Origin of the sequence: Methylobacterium sp. P1-11 (genome assembly GCF_008329595.1) — a bacterium.
Lineage (GTDB): Bacteria > Pseudomonadota > Alphaproteobacteria > Rhizobiales > Beijerinckiaceae > Methylobacterium.
This window is the reverse complement of the sequence record NZ_NPKS01000012.1, coordinates 65,964-84,632: the sequence shown is the minus strand read 5'-3', so window position 1 is coordinate 84,632 and position 18,669 is coordinate 65,964. Positions and strand designations below refer to the sequence as shown.

Here is an 18,669-nt window from a genome sequence, read left to right as displayed (position 1 = left end):
CACCCGTCGCGAGGCGTTGGGGCCGTGGGGGAACCCGCGGCCCCATTCTTTTGGAAAGTACCCGACCCGATGATGCGTCCCGCCCTGACGGCCTGCCTGACACTGATCCTGACGGCGGCTCCCGCCCTCGCCTCGCCCTGCGGCGATCGGATCGAGGGCGTCTCCAAGCGGGTCCAGTCCGAGGTGAGCCAGTCGATCTCGGCCAATACCAGCGGCCAGGGCAACGCCGCCAAGCGCGGCGGGGAAGGGTTGACCGGCACGGAGGGCCAGCGGGCGAACGAGTCGCCGCAGGCCCCGCCGGAAAAGGCGGCCCAGGCCGGCCAGGGGGCGGATGCCGCCCAGCAGGCCAAGGTCGCCCTGGAGGAGGCCCGCACGGCCGAATCCAAGGGCGATACGAAGGCGTGCGAGGCGGCGCTCAACCGCGCGGAGCAGCAGTTGAAGAAAGCGCCGTGAGGGGTTTGGCAGAACACGCCGAGGCTGAGTGAGCGCGCCTCGACTTTTCCAGTGATCCAACCCTCCCCCCTCATCCTGAGGTGCCGGAGCGCAGCGGAGGCCTGGAAGAAACCCTCCAGAGGCCGCGCGATCACCAGAACTCTCCTTTGAGGCCCGCTGCGCGGTCACCTCAGGGTGAGGGGGAGGGTTGGACAAACCTCTGTCCGGCCCTGCCTCTATCGCTCCAGCGCGCTGATCTCGATCACGAATTTCCGCCGCAGCGCCCGCGAAAAATCGCCGTAGCCGGCGGCCACCAGCAGGAACGCCCCCGGGCCGCCGAGGACGTGGGCGCGGTACCATTGCTCAAGGCTGGTGCGGTCCTTCGGCAGCGGCGTCGGAAGCAGGCCGTAGCCCGGCGCCCGGTAGGCGCCGGCCCCGACCACGTCGTTCTCGCCCGGCACGAGGATCGGCAGGCCGTTCACGGTCGCGCCGGTGGCGAGCAGCGCCGCGTGGGCCTCCGCGAGACTGTCAGCATCGGTGCAATTGTCGATCCCGTCCCCCGAGACGTCGATCACCACGCGTTCGGCCGGTAGTGGCAGAGCCGGCAGCACGCCGGCCGTGACCGTCCGGAACATCTGCCCGAGGCAGGTGAATTCGCCCGCCTGCCGCGGCGTGGCCCGGACCAGAGCGGCGACGGCCGCCGCGTCGTCCCGGCCGGCGATCCGCCGCCAGCCGACGGCGAGATGCGCCCGGTCCGCCCAGGTCACCATCGCGAACAGGATCCCGCCCGGATTTCCGGTGATCGCGCCGATCACCGACGGATCTTCGAGGGCCTCGGCGATGCCCTCCATCTGCAGCCGGAAGCGGACGTCGTCGACGGATTGCGACACGTCGACCGAGACGACCAGTGCGGTGGCAACACTCTCGGGTGCGGCTGCGGCCGGCGCGAGCCCGAGGAGCAGGATGCCGGCGAACCGCGGCACGCCGCGGCGGATCCATCCCGATCCCGTCCGCTTCATCGGCATCGGCGCCCCTGGAAGGCGCGGCCCTGCGGCCGTCGCGCATCCGTTAGGCCATGTTTCGGCATCGCGCGAAACCGGCCTTTTGGGGGGCCTCGCGAGGTCCCGCCGGTCGGGCCGACGCGCGGACGGGATCCCGAATGCGCGTCGGCAGGTCTCGATCGGGCTCGAAGCCCGGCCCCGGTGAGGAAGGAAGGTTCACTCCGGCGGCGATGTCCCGCTCATCTCGGAGGCGACCCGTCCTCCGGCCCCATCCCTAGGCCGGCCGCCGGGCAGTCGAGGGCAGCCTCAGCCGCCCCGGAGGGTGGTTCAGGCCGCCGCGGCGGCGAGCGCGTGCGGGTTGCCGTTCAGGCCGGCGCAGAGATCGTCGATCTCGGCGAGGTCCAGCGCCTCGCCGGCCCGGCCGGCGATGGTGTCGATCAGGTGATCCTGACGGGGATCGAACGGATGCCCCTGCATCCGGTAGAACTGGTAATAGCGCAAAGCCGCCAGAACGGTGTCACGCTCGCGGTCGGTTACGGTGAAGTGCTGCATGGGTAGTTGCTTCCCCTTGTGGCTTCAACGAACGCTCGGGTGGGCCGCGACGCCGAGCCCAAGCTTGACTGTTGTAACCCGTGGGCAACTGCCCGACCAGTTCTTGACAGCTCGCGGGGACGTGATTCGCGCCATTTAAGATTTTGATCCTTGCCCGAAATGGCAGGCCGCGGATCGGAAACTGTTTTCTTCACAACAACTTGTCTGATGGGACAGCGGACAGCGCGCGGCCTGATCCGTCCGTGGCTCGCCCTGGATCCACTCGGGAACCGCGCCACCGCCGGTCCCGTGCCTGTCTAAAGGCCGAGCTCGGCCAGGTAGCGCGGCAGCACGGCGCTCGCCGGCCCGTAGCGGGCGTCGTCGAAGGCGGCGGCGTTGTCGGACGGCTCCAGGTTGACCTCGCAGGTGGGGATGCCGAGGGCGCGGGCCTGCCGCACGTAGCCCGCCGCCGGGTAGACCGCGCCCGACGTCCCCACCGCCACGAACAGGTTCGCCTCGGCCAGCGCCGCCTCGATCGCGTCGAGGTGCATCGGCATCTCGCCGAACCAGACCACGTCCGGCCGCATCCGGCCCAGTGTGAAGCAGGCGGGGCAGCGATCCGTCCGGCTCAGATCGGCACGCCAGGGCGTGACCGAACCGCAGGCGCAGCAGCGCGCCTTGAGCAGCTCGCCGTGCATGTGGGTGACCGCCCGCGAGCCGGCCCGCTCGTGCAGATCGTCGACGTTCTGCGTGCACAGGAACAGCCGCCCGCCCCGTGCGGCGATCCACGCCTCGGCCCGCGCCAGGGCGCGATGCGCGGCGTTCGGCTCCGCCGCGACCACGCCGCGGCGGCGATGGTCGTAGAAGTCGAGCACCGTGTCGGCGTCGGCCGCGTAGGCCTCCGGGGTGGCGAGCTTCATCGGGTCGAACCGCGCCCAGATCCCGCCGCGGTCCCGGAACGTGCCGAGCCCGCTCTCGGCCGAGACGCCGGCGCCGGTGAGTACGAAGAGGTTGGTGGGATGTCCCGTCACGGGCTGCTCCTGCGCGCCGGAGATTGGCCGGTTATGTCCGCTGATTGGCGGCGCGGTTCCTTTCGCTCTCTGCGCATCCGATGAACTTTGCGGCTCCCTACACCGAGCCGGGAACACGAAATGTCCGATGTTGCGCTGCTGGTCATCGATGTCCAGGAATCCTTCCGGCACAGGTCCTTCTGGAACGACGCCGATGTCCCACCCTTCACCGAGCGCCTGCAGACGCTCATCGACGGTGCCGCCGCGCGCAAGATCCCGATCCTGCAGGTCTTCCACGTGGCCGAGAGCGGCCCGTTCTCCCGCGCCTCCGGACATGTCCGCACCCTGGAGCCGGTCGTGATCGCGCCGTCGGCCTTCTTTCACAAGCGCCGGCACAGCGCCCTGGTCGATACGGGATTGTCAGGCTGGCTGACGCAGCACGGCATCCGCCGGCTGATCGTGTCGGGCATCCGGACCGAGCAATGCTGCGAGACCACGACCCGCCACGCCTCCGACAGCGGCTGGGAGGTCGATTTCGTGAGCGAGGCGACCCTGACCTTCGCCATGACCCATCCGGACGGCCGCCGGTTCAGTGCCCACGACATCAAGGCCCGCACCGAACTGGTGCTGACGGACCGGTTCGCCCGGATCGCCACCGTGGCGCAGGCCCTCGCCGCCCGGGACCTGCCGGTCGTCGCCACATGAGCGGAATGGCGCGGCGCATCGCATTTCTCGTCATCCTGCCGCCGCGCACGCTGCTGCTCGACCTCGCCGGCCCATTGGAGGTCCTGCGGATTGCCGGCACCGTCCAGGATCGGGTCGGCTTCGCGGTAAGCTACGCGGCGCCGCAGGGCCTCACCCGCTGCTCGATCGGCCTCGATCTGGGCGGCGCCGGGACGCTGCCGGCGACGATCGCGGATGGCACGGTCGTGCTCCTGCCGGGCTCCGCGACGCGGGTGCTCGGCGATGCACCGGACCGGGCGGAAGATGCCGCCGCCGAGGCCGAGATCGTCGCGTGGCTGCGCGCCGTCATCCGGCCGGGCCATAGCGTGGTGACGGTGTGCGAGGGCGCGCTGCTGGCGGCGCGGGCCGGACTTCTGGACGGCTACGCCTGCACCACCCACCATGCCAGCTGCGAGCGCCTGCTGGCGGCGGCACCCCGGGCTCGGGTTCTGGAGAACCGCCTGTTCGTGCAGGACCGCGACCGGTTCAGCAGCGCCGGCGTCACGGCCGGCATCGACCTGATGCTTCACCTCGTGGCGGAGTGGGCGGGCCCGGCGACGGCGGTCGCCGTCGCGCGGACGCTCGTCGTGTACATGCGGCGCGGACCCGACGATCCCCAGCTCTCGCCCTGGCTCGAGGGGCGCAGCCACCTGCACCCGGCGGTGCACCGGGCCCAGGACGCGATCGCCGGCGACCCCGCGCGGGACTGGTCGCCGGCCCTGCTCGGCCGGGTCGCGGGAGCGAGCCCGCGCAACCTCGCGCGGCTGTTCCGGCTCCACGCGGGCATGACGGTGACGGACGCGGTCAACCGGTCCCGCATCGCGCTCGCCCGGGACCTGATCGCCCAGAGCGATCTCGGCCTGGAGCAGGTCGCCGAGCGGGCCGGCTTCGGCTCAGCCCGACACATGCGGCGGGTGTGGCGGCAGTTTCACGCGGCGGCGCCGTCAACGCTACGGACTGCGGCAACGCGCTAGATTCCGCCGGGCGGCTGTGACCTCCTTCACGGATGGCGAATCGGCGCGGACAATGCATCCGCCTGTTCCGAGGCGCGCCCGACGGCGCGGAGGAGTGAGCGGCATGCCCGAATTCGACCTTGCCATCCGCGGCGGCACGGTGGTCACGGCGAGCGACACGGTCCGGGCCGATATCGGCGTGCGCGGCGGACGGATCGTCGCGGTGGCCGAGGGCATCGCCGACGCCGCCCGGGTGATCGACGCCTCCGGCCTGCTGGTCCTGCCCGGCGGCATCGACAGCCACGTCCACATCGCCCAGGAATCCGGCCCCGGCATCGTCATGGCCGACGACTTCGCCAGCGCCACCCGGGCGGCGGCGGCCGGCGGCAATACCTGCGTGATGCCCTTCGCGCTCCAGCCCCGGGGTGCCTCGCTGCGCGGGGCGGTCGACGCCTACCGGGCCAAGGCCGAGGGTCAGTGCCACGTCGACGTGGCGATCCACATGATCATCTCCGATCCGAGCGAGGCGGTGCTCGGCCAGGAGCTGCCGGCGCTGGTGGCCGACGGCTACACCTCGTTCAAGGTCTTCATGACCTACGACGACCTCGTCCTGAACGACCGCCAGCTCCTCGACGTGTTCCACGTCGCCCGGCGGCAGGGCGCCCGGGTGATGGTCCACGCCGAGGGCTACGACGCGATCCGCTACCTCAGCGACCGGCTGGAGCGGGGGGGCGAGACCAGACCGTACGGCCATGCCCTGTCGCGCCCCGAGATCGTCGAGCGGGAGGCGGCCCACCGGGCGATCAGCCACGCCGAGCTCATCGACCTGCCGATTGTGATCGTCCACGTCTCGGGCCGCGAGGCCACCGAGCAGATCGCCTGGGCGCAGGCGCGGGGCCTGAAGATCCGGGCCGAGACCTGCCCGCAATATCTCACCCTCACGGCCGAGGACATGAAGGGACTCGGCCACGATGATCCCATGGCGGGGTCGAAATACGTCTGCTCGCCGCCGACGCGGGACGTCGAGAGCCAGGAGGCGGTGTGGTCGGGGATCCGGCGCGGGATCTTCGACGTGGTTTCCTCCGACCATTGCCCGTTCCGCTACGATGACCCGCAGGGCAAGCTGAACCCGCGCGGGAAAACCTCCTTCCGCTGGATCCCGAACGGTATCCCCGGCATCGAGACGCGGCTGCCGGTGTTCTTCTCGGAAGGGGTCTCGAAGGGACGGATCAGCCTCAACCAGTTTGCCGCGCTGACCGCCACGAACCACGCCAAGCTGTACGGGCTCTACCCGCGCAAAGGCTCGATCGCCCCGGGCTTCGACGCCGACCTGACCCTGTGGGATCCGAACAAGCGCGAGACGATCCGCCAGGCGAACCTGCACCACGGCTCCGACTACACGCCGTGGGAAGGCTTTGACGTCACCGGCTGCCCGGTGGTGACCATCGCGGGTGGGCAGGTCATCGCCGAGGACGGCCGGGTCCTGTCCGAGCCGGGCCGCGGGCGGGTGCTCGACCGGGCCGTCGATCCGGCCGAGCGGCGGGACGCCTGAGGGCACAAAGGGGTGTGCTGGCCCGCCGCTTGCCTGCAGTCTCCGGGGGGAGGAACCGCATGGATGTCGAGCTGATCGGCCTGACCAAGCGCTACGGCGCGGCCAATGCGGTCGACGGCATCGACCTGAAGGTGCCGTCCGGCGCCTATTGTTGCCTGCTCGGCCCCTCCGGCTGCGGCAAGACCACGACGCTCCGGATGATCGGCGGCCACGAGCGCGCCAGCGCGGGCGACGTGGTGATCGGCCCGAAGGCGGTCGGAGACGCGGCCCCGGCCGCACGCGGCACCGCCATGATGTTCCAGAGCTACGCGCTGTTCCCGCATCTCGACGCGCGCGACAACGTCGCCTTCAGCCTCAAGATGCGCGGGATCGGCAAGGCGGAGCGCCGCACCAAGGCAATGGCGATGCTCGACCTCGTCCAGATGGGCCACCTCGCCGGGCGTCTGCCGGCCCAGCTCTCGGGCGGCCAACAGCAGCGCGTGGCGCTCGCCCGCGCCCTCGTCACCGGCCCGAAGGTGCTGCTGCTCGACGAGCCGCTCTCCGCCCTCGACCCGTTCCTGCGGGTGCGGATGCGGGTAGAGCTGAAGCGGATCCAGACCGAGCTGGGGCTCACCTTCATCCACGTCACCCACAGCCAGGAGGAGGCGATGGCGCTCTCCGACCTCGTGGTGGTGATGAATGCCGGCCGGATCGAGCAGGCCGCCGGCCCGCGCACCGTGTTCGAACGGCCGGCCACCGCCTTCGTGGCCCGGTTCATCGGCGGCCACAACGTGATTCGGCTGCCCGAGGGGCTCGTCGCCGTGCGGGCGGACCGGATGTGCCTCGGCGCCGAGGCCGGCCCCGCCGCGCTGCCGGCCCGGGTGGTGGCGGTCGAGTACCAGGGCACCAGCGTCCATGTCGGCCTCGACGCCGAGGGGCTGGAGCGTGCGCCTGAGAGCCCCGCCGCCCTCACGGCAATCGTCAGCGACACGGATTTCGCGGCCCGCCCGCTCCGCCCCGGCGACACGATCCCGGTCGGCTGGGATGCGGCCGCCGCCCACCGCCTCGACGCGTAACAGGTACGGAGATCACCATGGACCCGTTTCCGACGCCCAGCCGGCGCACGCTTCTGAAAGGAGCGGCGGCCCTCGCCGCGACGCCGGTGACCGGCTTTCCGGCGGTCCACGCCGCCGAGCCCGTGACCCTGCGCTACCTCGGCACCGCGGTGAACCAGTCCGCCGACATCGCCAGGAAGGTGAAGGAGGATCTCGGCATCACCATCGACTACATACCGGTGGTGACCGACGAGGTGACCAAGCGGGCGGTCACCCAGCCGAACTCCTTCGACCTGATCGACACCGAGTATTTCAGCCTCAAGAAGATCCTGCCCGCGGGCAACCTGCAGGGCATGGACGCCAGGCGGATCACGCTCGCCGACAAGATCTCGTCAGTCTTCACCAAGGGCGAGGTGGCGGGCAAGAAGATCGGTGACCAGGGCACGGCGCCCCGGAAGGTCTTCTACCTGGAAGGCCAGGATTCGAAGAAGTTTGCCGGCGAACAGACCCAGTGGATCTCGCTGATCCCCACGGTCTACAACGCCGACACGCTGGGCATCCGGCCGGACCTGATCAAGATGCCGGTGACGAGCTGGAAGGAGCTCCTGAACCCGGCCTTCAAGGGCAAGGCCTCGATCCTCAACATCCCGTCGATCGGCATCATGGACGCCGCCATGGTGGTGGAGGCGACCGGCGACTACACCTACGGCGACAAGGGCAACATGACGAAGCCCGAGATTGACCGCACCATCAAGGTGCTGATCGAGGCCAAGCGCGCCGGCCAGTTCCGAGCCTTCTGGCAGGACTTCAACGAATCCGTGAACCTGATGGCCTCGGGCGAGACGGTGATCCAGTCGATGTGGTCGCCCGCCGTCACCAAGGTGCGTGCGCAGGGCGTGCCCTGCACCTACCAGCCGCTGAAGGAGGGCTACCGGGCCTGGGCCTCGGGCTTCGGCATCCCCAAGACCCTGAGCGGCCGGAAGCTCGACGCGGCCTACGATTTCATCAACTGGTTCCTGTCCGGCTGGGCCGGGGCCTACCTCAACCGGCAGGGCTACTACTCGGCCGTGCTGGACACCGCCCAGGCGAACATGCAGCCCTACGAGTGGGCCTTCTGGATGGAGGGGAAGCCCGCCGAGAAGGACATCCTCGGGCCCGACGGCACCCTGATCGAGAAGGCCGGCGCCACCCGCGACGGCGGCTCCTTCGACGCGCGGATGGGCGCGGTCGCGTGCTGGAACGCCGTGATGGACGAGAACACCTACATGGTGCGCAAGTGGAACGAGTTCATCGCGGCGTGAGGGCGGTGGGCGCCCGCGCGCCCTTCGCCCGCCGCAGGCAACCGGAGGCGCCCGTCGTGCGCGGCCACGCGGCCGCCGGATGGGACGCGGGTCCCCTCTCCCGTGCGGGAGAGGGCGCGCGTCGCGCCTTGCGGGAGGCGATGCGTGCGCCTCGCACCCCACGGAGGAAATGGGACGCATCAGCGCGCGTGGGGCGAACCCGATGACCGATCTCGCCCTGCCCGCCGCCGCGACCGCCGCGCGGACCGCGGCGCCCCCCGTCGCCGCCCGCCCGCGCCGCCGCGCTCTCGCCTACCTCCAGGCCGCGCCGCTGGCCCTCGTCTTCCTGGTCTTCCTGGTGGTGCCGCTGGTGCTCACCGGGATCGTCTCGCTCTGGGAGTACAACGAGTACGAGATCATCCCGGCGCTCACCCTCCAGAACTACGCCGACGTGTTCGACGGCTGCCTGTCGGCCGACCTCTGCACGACGGTGCGCACCTACATGTCGACGGTGAAGTTCGTCGTGCTGACGCTGGCCATCACCCTGCCGCTGGGCTTCGCCATCGCCTACTTCCTGGCCTTCCACATCCGCTCCGGCACGGTGCGGATGGGCCTGTTCCTGCTCTGCACGATCCCGTTCTGGACCTCGAACGTGATCCGCATGATCTCGTGGATCCCGCTGCTCGGCCGCAACGGCCTCGTCAACGACACGCTCCGCACCCTCGGGCTGATCCGCGAGCCGATCGACGGTCTCCTCTACTCCGACTTCGCGGTGGTCCTGGCCTTCGTCCATCTCGACACGGTGTTCATGATCGTGCCGATCTTCAACAGCCTCGCGCGCATCGACCGGCGGCTGATCGAGGCGGCGCGCGACGGCGGCGCGTCCGGCGCGCAGATCCTCTGGAACGTGATCCTGCCGCTCGCCAAGCCCGGCATCGCCATCGGGACGATCTTCGTGACGACGCTGGTGATGGGCGACTTCGTCACCGTGGGCGTCATGGGCGGGCAGCAGATCGCCAGCGTCGGCAAGGTGATCCAGGTGCAGATGTCCTATCTGCAATTCCCAGCCGCCGCCGCCAACGCGGTGGTGCTGCTCGCCGCCGTGCTGCTGATGATCCTGGGGCTCACCCGGATGATCGATCTCCGGCGGGAGCTGTAGCGATGGACCAGCCCCGCGGCCGCGCCTTCTACCTGCTGGCGGCGGTCTTCGCCCTCTACGTCCTGTTCCTCTACGGGCCGACGCTCACGATCCTGGCGCTCAGCTTCCAGGGCCCGTCCGGCGGCCTGACCTTCCCGATGAACGGGGTCTCGACGCACTGGTTCGCCAAGCTGTGGGCGGGCGTCGGCGTCGTCGACATCTGGGCGGCGCTGCGGCGCTCGCTGGCCCTCGGCCTCGTGGTGATGGCGCTCACCGTGGGAATCGCGTTCTACGCCGGCCTCGCCTTCCGGAAGGGCTTTCGCGGGGCCGGCCTCGTCTTCGGCCTGGCGGTGTCCAGCCTGATCGTGCCCTCCATCGTGGTCTCGCTGGGCATCGGCCTTGAATTCCGGCTCCTCGACGACGCCGTCAAGGCGCTGGCGGCCGCCACCGGCTGGGGGTTCCTGCAGGATCACGGCACGCTCATGGGCCTCTACACCTCGGCGCTCGGGGCGCATCTCACCTGGACGCTGCCCTTCGGCCTGCTGATCATGTTCGCGGTGTTCAACCGGTTCGACCCGGCCTACGAGGAGGCCGCCCGCGACCTCGGCGCCAGCGGCCCGCAGACGCTACGCCACGTGGTGGTGCCGATCCTCGCGCCCGCCCTCGTCGGCGTCGCCCTGTTCGGCTTCACCCTGTCGTTCGACGAGCTCGCCCGCACCAGCCAGGCGATCGGCGGCCGCAACACCCTGCCGCTGGAGCTGCAGGGCCTGACCACCACGGTGACGACGCCCGAGATCTACGCGCTCGGCACGGTGACCACGGCGGTCTCGGCCCTGGTGATCGGGACGGCGCTCGGCCTGAGCCTGTGGCTGCAGAAGCGGCGAGCGCGGCGGGCGCTGGCCGGCCTGTGACAGGAGCTGGGCGGCTGGGCCGAGTAGCGTCCGGATCGCGCGGCCACCCTCGCCCCTGGACACCCCGACATTGCCAATCCGCCCCCGTCCGTGTATGCGCACGGCGCGCCCCCGAGACACCCTTGGAGGCAGGGGCGCGCCGGGAAGGATGTGGCCGCCCGCCAGGGGCGGCCTTTTCGTTTTCCGGCTCCAGCAATCGTAAAGGATCACGCCATGAGCGCTGTGAAGACGCTTGAGGCCGTGGCACGCGACCGGGTCGGCAAGGGGGCCGCCCGGGCCGTTCGTCGCCAGGGCCAAGTTCCCGCCGTCATCTACGGGGGCGGCCAGCCGCCGCAATCCATCGCGGTCGACCTCGTCCGCACCCGCACCCTGATCTATGCCGGCGGGTTCAAGACCACGCTGTTCGAAATCAACGCGGACGGCAAGAAGGTCCGCGCGATCCCGCGCGACTTCCAGCTCGACCCGGTGACCGGCGTGCCGCTGCACGTCGACTTCCTGCGCGTCGTGTCGGGCCAGACCGTCACGGTCGAGGTGCCGGTGCACTTCGTCAACGAGGACGCGGCCCCCGGCATCAAGAAGCTCGGTGGCACCCTCAACATCGTGGCCCACACGCTGAGCCTCGACGTCGCTCCCGACCAGATCCCGGACGCGATCGAGGTCGACCTGACCGGCCGCGCGATCGGCGACGTCATCCACGTCTCCGACATCAAGATCCCAGCCGGCACCTACACCGGCGAGGCGACCGACCCGGTGGCCAACATCGTGCCGCCGACCGTGCTGGGCGCCGAGGTCGAGGCCGAGGAGGCTGCCATCGCCGAGGCGCAGTCGGCCGGGGCCGCCGAGGAGAAGGCCGAGGAGGCCTCCGAGGACGAGAAGAAGGACGGCGAGGAGGCCTGAGCCTCGTCGCTGCCTGTCACGCGAAGCGAGAGCCCCGGCCCTGCCGGGGCTCTCTTCGTTTCGGCTGTGGTCAGGGATAGAGCCGCGCCCGGCTCCAGCCCTCACCGGTCCGGGTGAAGCGAACCCGGTCGTGCAGGCGGAAATCGCCGTTCTGCCAGAACTCGACGCTCACCGGCGCGATCCGGAATCCGGTCCAGTGCTCGGGCCGGGGAATCGGCCCGTCCCCGTAGCGCTCGGACAGCTCCGCCACCGCTTTCATCAGCGTGGTCCGGTCGGCGAGCGGGCGAGATTGCTGGCTGGCGATGGCGCCGAGCCGGCTCTCCCGGCGACGACTCTGGAAATAGGCATCCGCCTCCTCGGCGGTCACCGGCGCGATCGGTCCCCGGGCGCGCACCTGACGACGCAGGCTTTTCCAGTGCAGCACCAGGGCCGCCTGCGGGTTCTGCGCCAGCTCCTCGCCCTTGGTAGACTGCGTGTTGGTGTAGAACACGAAGCCGCGGGCATCGAAGCCCTTCAACAGAACCATCCGCACGTCCGGAAGGCCGTCCGACCCGGCGGTGGCGAGCGCCATCGCGTTCGGATCCTCGGGCTCGGCCGCCTCGGCCTCCGTCATCCACGTGGCGAACAGCCCGACGGGGTCGTTGCTCAGCGTGAAGTCCGGGCTCTTCGGGTCATCGGTCCTTAACTGATCCACGCCAAGACTCCTGCCTGCCGCGTCCAGGGCCTGAGGGGGCACCGACATCGGCGTGTTCGGTCGAGCGAATAGCCCGTCGTGAGTCAGGTGTAATGCGGCGATGCGCGTGTAAAGGGCCAAGCCGGCGGTCGCGCATCTGTGCGTCCGTGTCGGGCCTGTCGATGGCGATGGCGATGGCCCTGTGCGGCTGCAGTCAGCCGCTGCTGGTCTTCCGGGGCGATCCTCCAGCGGCGCCCGTGGTCGAGGAGCCGACCGTGACCGGCAGCATCGAGAAGCGGCCTGTGGGTTTCGGGGACGACCTCGCCGAGGAGGATTGGCGCCGGGCACGCGCCGCCCTGAGCGTCGCCCTGGATCCGCAGGGTAACGGGCGCCCGGTAAAATGGGACAACCCGGACACGGGGCTTCACGGGTCGGTCAATCCGACCGGACTGCCCTTCGTCTCGGACGACCTGATCTGCCGCAACTTCCTTGCATCCGTGATTGGGTCGAACCGCAGCCGCTTCGTCCGCGGCACCGGATGCAAGCTCTCGGGCGGTCCGTGGACGCTCAAGCGCGTCCGGACCGCGAGCGGCGCCGGACACTCCTGAACCATACGGTCACGCGGCCTCCCCCCGCCATCACGGCAGCGGGAGAGCCGCAGCGCCGCACTTAGTAGGGCTGGCCGTAATAGGGCCGCATGCGGAGGCGCGGCTGTGCCGCCGGCGGGGCGGCGTAGCGGGCCGCAGCCTCCGGATCGTAGGTGCGGATATACGGGTCGAGGGCCGGATCGCGGTAATTGCCGTTGTTGACGCCAGCCGAGCGATCATTGCCGCTCAGCGCCGCGTAGGGCGAGAGACCGCTGCCGCTGTCGCCGCCACCACCACCGCCGCCCCAGGCGAAAGCCGTCCCCGGAACGGCGGCGAGGAGCATCGCCGCGAGGGGCATCATCAGCGTCTTGCGCGTCATGTCCTGATCTCCGCACCACGTCATTGTCTGGCGAACGGTCCAGCTGGAGGTGGGGTTCCCCTGGGCGAACCACCATGGCGTCGCGACATTGTATCACCGGCTGCCAACACGCGTTTATTTGATGCGGTGAATTTCGATTTTTCCGGTTCACCGCCCAGAAATCGTCTCGCGCGTTAAGCTTGTACCGGTAGACAGCCATCCGGCCGTGCTTGATCGTGGCGCGGCGTAACAGCATTCGAGCCTGCGGCGACCGTATCGACGGCCGACGTCGGGCGCATCCCAGGTCTTGCCGCCGTGAACGTCGATACGAAACCCGGCATGCGGGGCGTGAGGCCGGCCGGCTGATGGAGCGGGCGATCGGAGGCGCGGACTGGCCGTCGGCGGCCGGCGGTCGGGCTCCCGCCCGGGCGGAGCCGTCGACTTCCGGGACGCCCGCCCGCATCCGGACCGTCACTGTGCGGCTCGACCGCCGGGCGCTACGCGGCTGGCACATCCGCCTCCTCGACCATCTCGGGCAGCGGCCTGACCACCGGATCCGGGTCGCCTGGGTCGATCATGCGGAGGGTCTGCCGCCGAACGCGGAACTGCTGTTTCGACTGGAAGCCGCCATTCACGGTCTGCCCCGGCCGGGTCTGGCCACCGCGGCGGAACCGGTGGCACTCGCCCCCTACGAGGCCATCCCCGATGGCGAGGAGCCCCGCGGGAGCGACGCCGACCTCGTCCTCGACCTCTCGGGCAGTCCCGCGGAACCGGGATCGGAGCCGGCCTGGCGGCTCGATTACGACGGGATGCCGGGTGAGGCGGGCCTCCTCGCCGCCCTGTTCGCCCACGGGGCGCCGGTGGCGGCCCTGCGCGGGCCGGACGGAAAGCCGGTGGCGGTGGGGCGCCTGGGCGCGGAATCGCATACGGTGATGCTCGCGGCCTTCGAAGGCTACCTCGCGCGGACCATCACGCTGATCCTCGCCGCCCTCGACGGCGCGGCCTCGATGGAGCTTCCCGACGGCGCCGGGGCGCCCCTTCAGCCCGCAATCGCCTACGACCTCGGCGGCCTGGGCGCCCGGCGGCGGGCCGCCGGGGGGCTGGCCCGGCAGATCGCCCGCAGGCTCTACGCCCTCTGCTTCCACGGCCCGCACTGGCGGGTGGGCTGGCGGCGGATCGTCGGCCCCGACCTGATCGACCTGCGTCGGCATCCCGAGGGCGGCTGGCAGGTCCTGCCCGACGACGGACGGCGCTTCTACGCCGATCCCTTCGCGATCGCCCGCGACGGCGCCGTGACGCTGTTCGTGGAGGAGTTCGACTACCGCCGCGGCAAGGGTGTCATCGCCGCGGTCGGCTTCGGCGTGGACGGGCCGCGCGGCCGGCCGGAGCCGGTCCTCGAACTCGAGACCCACCTCTCCTACCCGTTCGTATTCGAGGCGGACGGGCAGGTCTGGATGATCCCGGAATCCCACGCCTCCGGCACGGTCGACCTCTACCGGGCCACCGACTTCCCGCGCGGTTGGGTTCACGAGGCGGTGCTCCTCGACGGCGTTGTGGCCGGCGATGCGACCCTGCTGCAGCACGGCGGCCGCTGGTGGATGTTCGCCACGGTTCGGGCGGGCGGGGGCAGCTACTCCGACACCCTGCATCTCTGGCACGCGCCGCATTTCCGTGGGCCCTGGACTCCCCACCGGCACAACCCGGTCTTGATCGATATCGGTTCGGCCCGGGCCGCGGGTCCGATCGTGGCCCGCGACGGCGGCCTGATCCGGCCCGTCCAGGATTGCCGCCAGGGCTATGGCGCGGCGCTTGGGCTCGCGCGGATCCTGCGCCTCGACGAGGAGGCTTACGCGCAGCAGGTCGAGACGCGCCTGTGCCCCGGCGCGGCCTGGCCCGGCACACGCCTGCACATGCTGAGCGCGGCCGGCGGCTTCGAGTTCATCGACGGCTCGCACCGGGCCCGGGCACGGTTCCCGGGTTGAGCCCGGGCCAACCGCGGATGGAGCACCCGCGGGGACCCCGGTGCCGAACGGCACCTGCCGACGGCTCGCATCCCGGCGCCGCGCGCGCTAAGCGGGGGCTCCACCTGCGCCCATCGAGCCGAACGCCGGGACGATCACCATGGCGAGCCCCGTCGAACATGCGAGCTTCCTGCCGCCGGTCCTGACCTTCCTGACGGCGGCGGTGATCGGCGTGCCGATCTTCCGGCTGATCGGCCAGAGCGCCGTGCTCGGCTATCTGGTGGCCGGCGTATTGATCGGGCCCTCCGGCCTGTCGCTGATCGCCGAGCCCGAGACGGCGGCGAGCGTCGCCGAGATCGGGGTGGTGCTGCTGCTGTTCATCGTCGGGCTGGAGCTGCATCTCTCGCAGCTCGTCTCGATGCGGCGCGACATCTTCGGCCTCGGCACCGCCCAGCTCGTCCTCTGCGCGCTGGTGCTGGGCGGCGCCGGCGTCCTGGCGGGCCTCAGCGTCGGCGCCGCCGCGGTGATCGGCCTCGCGCTGGCCCTCTCGGCCACCGCGGTGGCCCTGCAACTTTTGGAGGAGCGGGGCGACCTCGGCAGCGCCTACGGCGGGCGGGCCTTCGCGGTCCTGCTGTTCCAGGATCTCTCGGTGGTCGGCATCCTGGCGCTGATGCCGCTCCTGGCCTCGGCGGGCGAGGCGACGGACGTCTCCTGGCTCGGGGAGGCGGCGATCTCCACCGGCAAGGCACTCGCGGCAATTCTCGCGGTGGTCTTGGTCGGCCGCTACGGCCTGAACCCGTTCTTCCGGCTGCTGGCGGCGAGCGGCGCCCGCGAGGTGATGACGGCTGCGGCGCTTCTCGTGGTGCTCGGCACCGCGCTGCTCATGGAGCAGGTCGGCCTGTCGATGGCGATGGGCGCGTTCCTCGCCGGCATCCTGCTGGCCGAGTCGAACTTCCGCCATCAGCTGGAGGCCGATATCGAGCCGTTCCGCGGCATGCTGCTCGGCCTGTTCTTCATGAGCGTCGGCATGTCGATCGACGGCAACCTCGTGCGCGAGGTCTGGCCCGCCCTGTTCGGCGCGACCCTGGCGGCGATCTTGGTCAAGGTCGCCATCGTGGCCGGCCTGTTCCGGCTGTTCGGCTCTGACACGCTCGGGGCCCTGCGGGGCGCGGCGGTGCTGGCGCCCGCGGGCGAGTTCGCCTTCGTGCTGCTGCCCCAGGCCCAGGATCTCGGCCTCACCGGCGTCACGGCGACGCGCTTCGCGGTAGCGCTGGCCGCGCTGACCATGCTGATCGGGCCGATCGCCGCCAAGGGCCTCGACAAGCTGATCGAGCGGCGCAACGCCCGCAGCACCCTCGATCTGGAGGAGCCCGCCTCCGAACTCGCCGAGAGCGGCGAGGCGCGGGTGCTGGTGATCGGCTTCGGCCGCTTCGGTCAGGTGCTGACACAGGTGCTGATGGCCGAGGGCATCCCGGTCACCGTGATCGACAAGGATGTGGAGCAGCTGCGCGCGGCCTCGCGCTTCGGCTTCCGCATCTATTACGGCGACGGCACCCGGCTCGACGTGCTGCGCGCGGCCGGGATCGGCCGGGTCGAGCTGGTCTGCATCTGCGTCGACGACCGGGAGGGCGCCCTCAAGATCGTCGACATCGTCCACGAGGAATTCGCCAGCGTGCGCACCTTCGTACGCGCCTATGACCGCCTGCACGCGGTGGAGCTGATGAACCGGGACGTGGACTACCAGATCCGCGAGACCGCCGAATCCGCCCTCGCCTTCGGACGGGCAGCGCTCGAAGGGCTCGGCCTGTCGCCGGAGGCCGCAACGGCGCGGGCCGACGACGTGCGTAAGCGCGACATCGCCCGCCTCGTCCTGCAGCAGGCGGGAGCCCTGCCCGACGCCAGCTGGATGCGCGGCGCGGCGGCGGGGCTGAAGCCCGAGCCGCTGACCGCTCCCGTCCGGCCGGCCCGGGCACTCAGCACCGAGACCCGCGACCTCGTGGGCAGCGACCGGCGCGAGGCCGCCGAGCGGCTCCTGGAGAAACCCGCTCTCGCGCCGCAGGAGACAGATGCCGCAGAGGGGGAGGCCGATCCGGAGGCGGAACTGGAAGCGGAAGGCAGCACCCGGAATGCGTGACGGCCCGGATGTCTGAGGGATCCGACGGCCCGCCCCTGGGGGAAACGGGCCGCTTCGTCACAGGCTCGATCCTCCGGCACGTAGTGGTGATGGCCGCCACCGGGTCGGTGGGGCTGATGGCGATCTTCGTCGTCGACCTGCTGTCGCTGTTCTACGTTTCCACGCTCGGCGACCCGAACCTGACGGCGGCGGTCGGCTTTGCCGGCATCGTGCAGTTCTTCGCCACGGCGGTGAATATCGGCCTGATGATCGCCGCCGGCGCCCTGGTCGGAAAGGCCGTCGGCGCGCGCGACCGTACGGCGGCGCGGCGCCTCGCGACCTCCGCCTTGGTCCTCGGCAGCCTCGTGGCCGCCTTCATCGCCCTGCTGATCGCGCTGCTGGCCGACCCGCTCCTGGCCCTGATCGGCGCGAAGGACGAGTCGCTGCAGATGGCGATCCTGTTCCTGCACATCACCCTGCCGTCGAACCTGCTGCTCGCCGCCGGCATGCTGTTCACCGGCCTGCTGCGCGCGGTCGGCGAGGCCAGGCAGGCAATGTCGGTGACCCTGGCGGGCGCCGTCGTCACCGCGCTCCTCGATCCGCTGCTGATCTTCGGGGCCGGCCTCGGCGTCACGGGCGCGGCGATCACGGTCTGCGTGGCACGCGCGACCTTCGTGGCGGTGGGAATACGCGGCGTCGCCCGTCACGGGCTTCTAGGCCGGCCATACCTGTCCGGCCTGCCCGGCGACGCGGCCGCCCTGGCCGGCGTCGCGGGGCCAGCCGTGCTCACGAACCTCGCGCCGTCTGTGGCGAGCGCGTTCCTGGCACGCCTGTTCGCCGGCTACGGAGCGGATGCGGTCGCCGCCGCGTCGGTGATCGACCGCCTGACGCCGGTGGCCTTCGGCGGCCTGTTCGCCCTGTCTGGGGCGATCGGCCCGATCCTGGCGCAGAACTGGGGCGCGGGTCAGTTCGACCGGATGCGCGGCGTGATCGGCGCGGCGATCCGGGTGACGCTGGCCTACTGCGTCGTGATCTGGCTCACCCTGGCGCTGGCCCGGGGATGGCTCGCCAGCGTGTTCGGCCTGCAGGGTGTCGCGGCCGAGCTGTTCGGATTCTTCTGCCTCGTTGGCGGCGCGATCTGGTTCTTCAACGGGCTGCTGTTCCTCGGCAACGCCGCCTTCAACAATCTCGGCTTCCCCTTACGCTCGACGCTGCTCAATTGGGGGCGGGCGACACTCGGCACCATCCCGCCGGCGATGCTGGGCGCGACGTTCTACGGCCCCCGTGGGGTGGTAGCCGGGATGGGCTTCGGCTCCCTGGTCTTCGGCGTGCTCGGCATCCTGCTCGCGCGGCGCACGGTCGACCGGCTCGAAGGGGCCGGACGGCGCGGCGGGAAGCCCGAAGGCGCCGCCGCGGCCGCTCAGCGCCTGGCGCCACTTCCGCCGGGTCACGCCCATCCCGAGCCGCTAAGCTGAGGTCGGGGCGTCGGACACAGCTTCCGCGGGTAAGAACTGG

General features: G+C 70.9%; 18 protein-coding genes. 13 read left to right on the top strand and 5 right to left on the bottom strand.

Annotation, left to right across the window (positions count from 1 at the left end; genetic code table 11):
* Positions 1 to 69 precede the first annotated feature (69 nt).
* On the top strand, positions 70 to 453 hold the full coding sequence (locus CIW48_RS14005; protein WP_149311328.1) for a hypothetical protein: 384 nt from the start codon (positions 70 to 72) through the stop codon (positions 451 to 453).
* A gap of 215 nt (positions 454 to 668) precedes the next feature.
* On the opposite strand, the gene CIW48_RS14000 is transcribed toward CIW48_RS14005, so the two are convergent.
* From CIW48_RS14000 to CIW48_RS13990, 3 genes are all read right to left on the bottom strand, one after another.
* The gene (locus CIW48_RS14000; protein ID WP_149311327.1) at positions 669 to 1,451 is read right to left on the bottom strand and encodes a DUF1194 domain-containing protein; all 783 of its coding nucleotides are present in this window, start codon (positions 1,449 to 1,451) and stop codon (positions 669 to 671) included.
* A 309-nt stretch (positions 1,452 to 1,760) separates the two neighbouring features.
* A complete protein-coding gene (locus CIW48_RS13995) occupies positions 1,761 to 1,985 on the bottom strand; it encodes a hypothetical protein (protein WP_012320868.1) in 225 nt (74 codons plus the stop codon).
* 296 nt (positions 1,986 to 2,281) lie between these two features.
* On the bottom strand, positions 2,282 to 2,995 hold the full coding sequence (locus CIW48_RS13990) for an NAD-dependent deacylase (RefSeq protein WP_149311326.1): 714 nt from the start codon (positions 2,993 to 2,995) through the stop codon (positions 2,282 to 2,284).
* A gap of 120 nt (positions 2,996 to 3,115) precedes the next feature.
* Here CIW48_RS13990 and CIW48_RS13985 point away from each other — a divergent pair, with 120 nt between their 5' ends.
* The 8 genes from CIW48_RS13985 (at position 3,116) to CIW48_RS13950 (ending at position 11,462) form a co-directional block, all read left to right on the top strand.
* Complete coding sequence (locus CIW48_RS13985; RefSeq protein ID WP_149311325.1) at positions 3,116 to 3,679, top strand: isochorismatase family protein; 564 nt, start codon at positions 3,116 to 3,118, stop codon at positions 3,677 to 3,679.
* Complete coding sequence (locus CIW48_RS13980; RefSeq protein WP_149311324.1) at positions 3,676 to 4,671, top strand: helix-turn-helix domain-containing protein; 996 nt, start codon at positions 3,676 to 3,678, stop codon at positions 4,669 to 4,671. The genes CIW48_RS13985 and CIW48_RS13980 overlap by 4 nt, the downstream gene beginning before the upstream one ends.
* A 103-nt stretch (positions 4,672 to 4,774) precedes the next feature.
* Positions 4,775 to 6,202: a dihydropyrimidinase gene (hydA, locus tag CIW48_RS13975; RefSeq protein WP_149311323.1), complete on the top strand. Its 1,428-nt coding sequence runs from the start codon at positions 4,775 to 4,777 to the stop codon at positions 6,200 to 6,202.
* Between the two features lie 59 nt (positions 6,203 to 6,261).
* Complete coding sequence (locus CIW48_RS13970; protein ID WP_149311322.1) at positions 6,262 to 7,257, top strand: ABC transporter ATP-binding protein; 996 nt, start codon at positions 6,262 to 6,264, stop codon at positions 7,255 to 7,257.
* Positions 7,258 to 7,274: 17 nt separating this feature from the next.
* Positions 7,275 to 8,537: an extracellular solute-binding protein gene (locus CIW48_RS13965; RefSeq protein WP_149311321.1), complete on the top strand. Its 1,263-nt coding sequence runs from the start codon at positions 7,275 to 7,277 to the stop codon at positions 8,535 to 8,537.
* A gap of 202 nt (positions 8,538 to 8,739) precedes the next feature.
* A complete protein-coding gene (locus CIW48_RS13960) occupies positions 8,740 to 9,675 on the top strand; it encodes an ABC transporter permease (RefSeq protein WP_149311320.1) in 936 nt (311 codons plus the stop codon).
* A gap of 2 nt (positions 9,676 to 9,677) precedes the next feature.
* Complete coding sequence (locus CIW48_RS13955) at positions 9,678 to 10,565, top strand: ABC transporter permease (protein ID WP_149311319.1); 888 nt, start codon at positions 9,678 to 9,680, stop codon at positions 10,563 to 10,565.
* Between the two features lie 213 nt (positions 10,566 to 10,778).
* On the top strand, positions 10,779 to 11,462 hold the full coding sequence (locus tag CIW48_RS13950) for a 50S ribosomal protein L25/general stress protein Ctc (protein ID WP_149311318.1): 684 nt from the start codon (positions 10,779 to 10,781) through the stop codon (positions 11,460 to 11,462).
* Between the two features lie 70 nt (positions 11,463 to 11,532).
* Here the strand turns inward: CIW48_RS13950 and pdxH are convergent, their stop codons facing one another.
* Positions 11,533 to 12,156, bottom strand: a complete 624-nt coding sequence (gene pdxH, locus CIW48_RS13945) for a pyridoxamine 5'-phosphate oxidase (RefSeq protein ID WP_149311317.1) — start codon at positions 12,154 to 12,156, stop codon at positions 11,533 to 11,535.
* A gap of 92 nt (positions 12,157 to 12,248) precedes the next feature.
* Between pdxH and CIW48_RS13940 the strand changes: the two genes are divergently transcribed.
* Entirely contained in the window at positions 12,249 to 12,743 is a 495-nt protein-coding gene (locus tag CIW48_RS13940) for an RT0821/Lpp0805 family surface protein (protein ID WP_246695243.1), read from the top strand.
* Positions 12,744 to 12,804: 61 nt separating this feature from the next.
* Here CIW48_RS13940 and CIW48_RS13935 read toward each other — a convergent pair whose 3' ends face one another.
* The gene (locus CIW48_RS13935) at positions 12,805 to 13,101 is read right to left on the bottom strand and encodes a hypothetical protein (protein ID WP_149311316.1); all 297 of its coding nucleotides are present in this window, start codon (positions 13,099 to 13,101) and stop codon (positions 12,805 to 12,807) included.
* Positions 13,102 to 13,445: 344 nt separating this feature from the next.
* Here CIW48_RS13935 and CIW48_RS13930 point away from each other — a divergent pair, with 344 nt between their 5' ends.
* The 3 genes from CIW48_RS13930 (at position 13,446) to CIW48_RS13920 (ending at position 18,629) form a co-directional block, all read left to right on the top strand.
* Positions 13,446 to 15,062, top strand: coding sequence for a formyl transferase (locus tag CIW48_RS13930; protein WP_149311315.1), 1,617 nt, complete (start codon positions 13,446 to 13,448; stop codon positions 15,060 to 15,062).
* Positions 15,063 to 15,201: 139 nt separating this feature from the next.
* Positions 15,202 to 17,175, top strand: coding sequence for a monovalent cation:proton antiporter-2 (CPA2) family protein (locus CIW48_RS13925; protein WP_149311314.1), 1,974 nt, complete (start codon positions 15,202 to 15,204; stop codon positions 17,173 to 17,175).
* A gap of 8 nt (positions 17,176 to 17,183) precedes the next feature.
* Positions 17,184 to 18,629: an MATE family efflux transporter gene (locus CIW48_RS13920; RefSeq protein ID WP_149311313.1), complete on the top strand. Its 1,446-nt coding sequence runs from the start codon at positions 17,184 to 17,186 to the stop codon at positions 18,627 to 18,629.
* Positions 18,630 to 18,669 lie beyond the last annotated feature (40 nt).

Excerpts from the sequence above, each read along its gene's own strand:
- CIW48_RS14005 (WP_149311328.1), top strand. The coding sequence starts at position 70 with ATGATGCGTCCCGCCCTGACGGCCTGCCTGACACTGATCCTGACGGCG.
- CIW48_RS14000 (WP_149311327.1), bottom strand. The coding sequence starts at position 1,451 with ATGAAGCGGACGGGATCGGGATGGATCCGCCGCGGCGTGCCGCGGTTC.
- CIW48_RS13995 (WP_012320868.1), bottom strand. The coding sequence starts at position 1,985 with ATGCAGCACTTCACCGTAACCGACCGCGAGCGTGACACCGTTCTGGCG.
- CIW48_RS13985 (WP_149311325.1), top strand. The coding sequence starts at position 3,116 with ATGTCCGATGTTGCGCTGCTGGTCATCGATGTCCAGGAATCCTTCCGG.
- CIW48_RS13980 (WP_149311324.1), top strand. The coding sequence starts at position 3,676 with ATGAGCGGAATGGCGCGGCGCATCGCATTTCTCGTCATCCTGCCGCCG.
- hydA (WP_149311323.1), top strand. The coding sequence starts at position 4,775 with ATGCCCGAATTCGACCTTGCCATCCGCGGCGGCACGGTGGTCACGGCG.
- CIW48_RS13970 (WP_149311322.1), top strand. The coding sequence starts at position 6,262 with ATGGATGTCGAGCTGATCGGCCTGACCAAGCGCTACGGCGCGGCCAAT.
- CIW48_RS13965 (WP_149311321.1), top strand. The coding sequence starts at position 7,275 with ATGGACCCGTTTCCGACGCCCAGCCGGCGCACGCTTCTGAAAGGAGCG.
- CIW48_RS13960 (WP_149311320.1), top strand. The coding sequence starts at position 8,740 with ATGACCGATCTCGCCCTGCCCGCCGCCGCGACCGCCGCGCGGACCGCG.
- CIW48_RS13955 (WP_149311319.1), top strand. The coding sequence starts at position 9,678 with ATGGACCAGCCCCGCGGCCGCGCCTTCTACCTGCTGGCGGCGGTCTTC.
- CIW48_RS13950 (WP_149311318.1), top strand. The coding sequence starts at position 10,779 with ATGAGCGCTGTGAAGACGCTTGAGGCCGTGGCACGCGACCGGGTCGGC.
- CIW48_RS13940 (WP_246695243.1), top strand. The coding sequence starts at position 12,249 with ATGCGGCGATGCGCGTGTAAAGGGCCAAGCCGGCGGTCGCGCATCTGT.
- CIW48_RS13935 (WP_149311316.1), bottom strand. The coding sequence starts at position 13,101 with ATGACGCGCAAGACGCTGATGATGCCCCTCGCGGCGATGCTCCTCGCC.
- CIW48_RS13930 (WP_149311315.1), top strand. The coding sequence starts at position 13,446 with ATGGAGCGGGCGATCGGAGGCGCGGACTGGCCGTCGGCGGCCGGCGGT.
- CIW48_RS13925 (WP_149311314.1), top strand. The coding sequence starts at position 15,202 with ATGGCGAGCCCCGTCGAACATGCGAGCTTCCTGCCGCCGGTCCTGACC.
- CIW48_RS13920 (WP_149311313.1), top strand. The coding sequence starts at position 17,184 with ATGTCTGAGGGATCCGACGGCCCGCCCCTGGGGGAAACGGGCCGCTTC.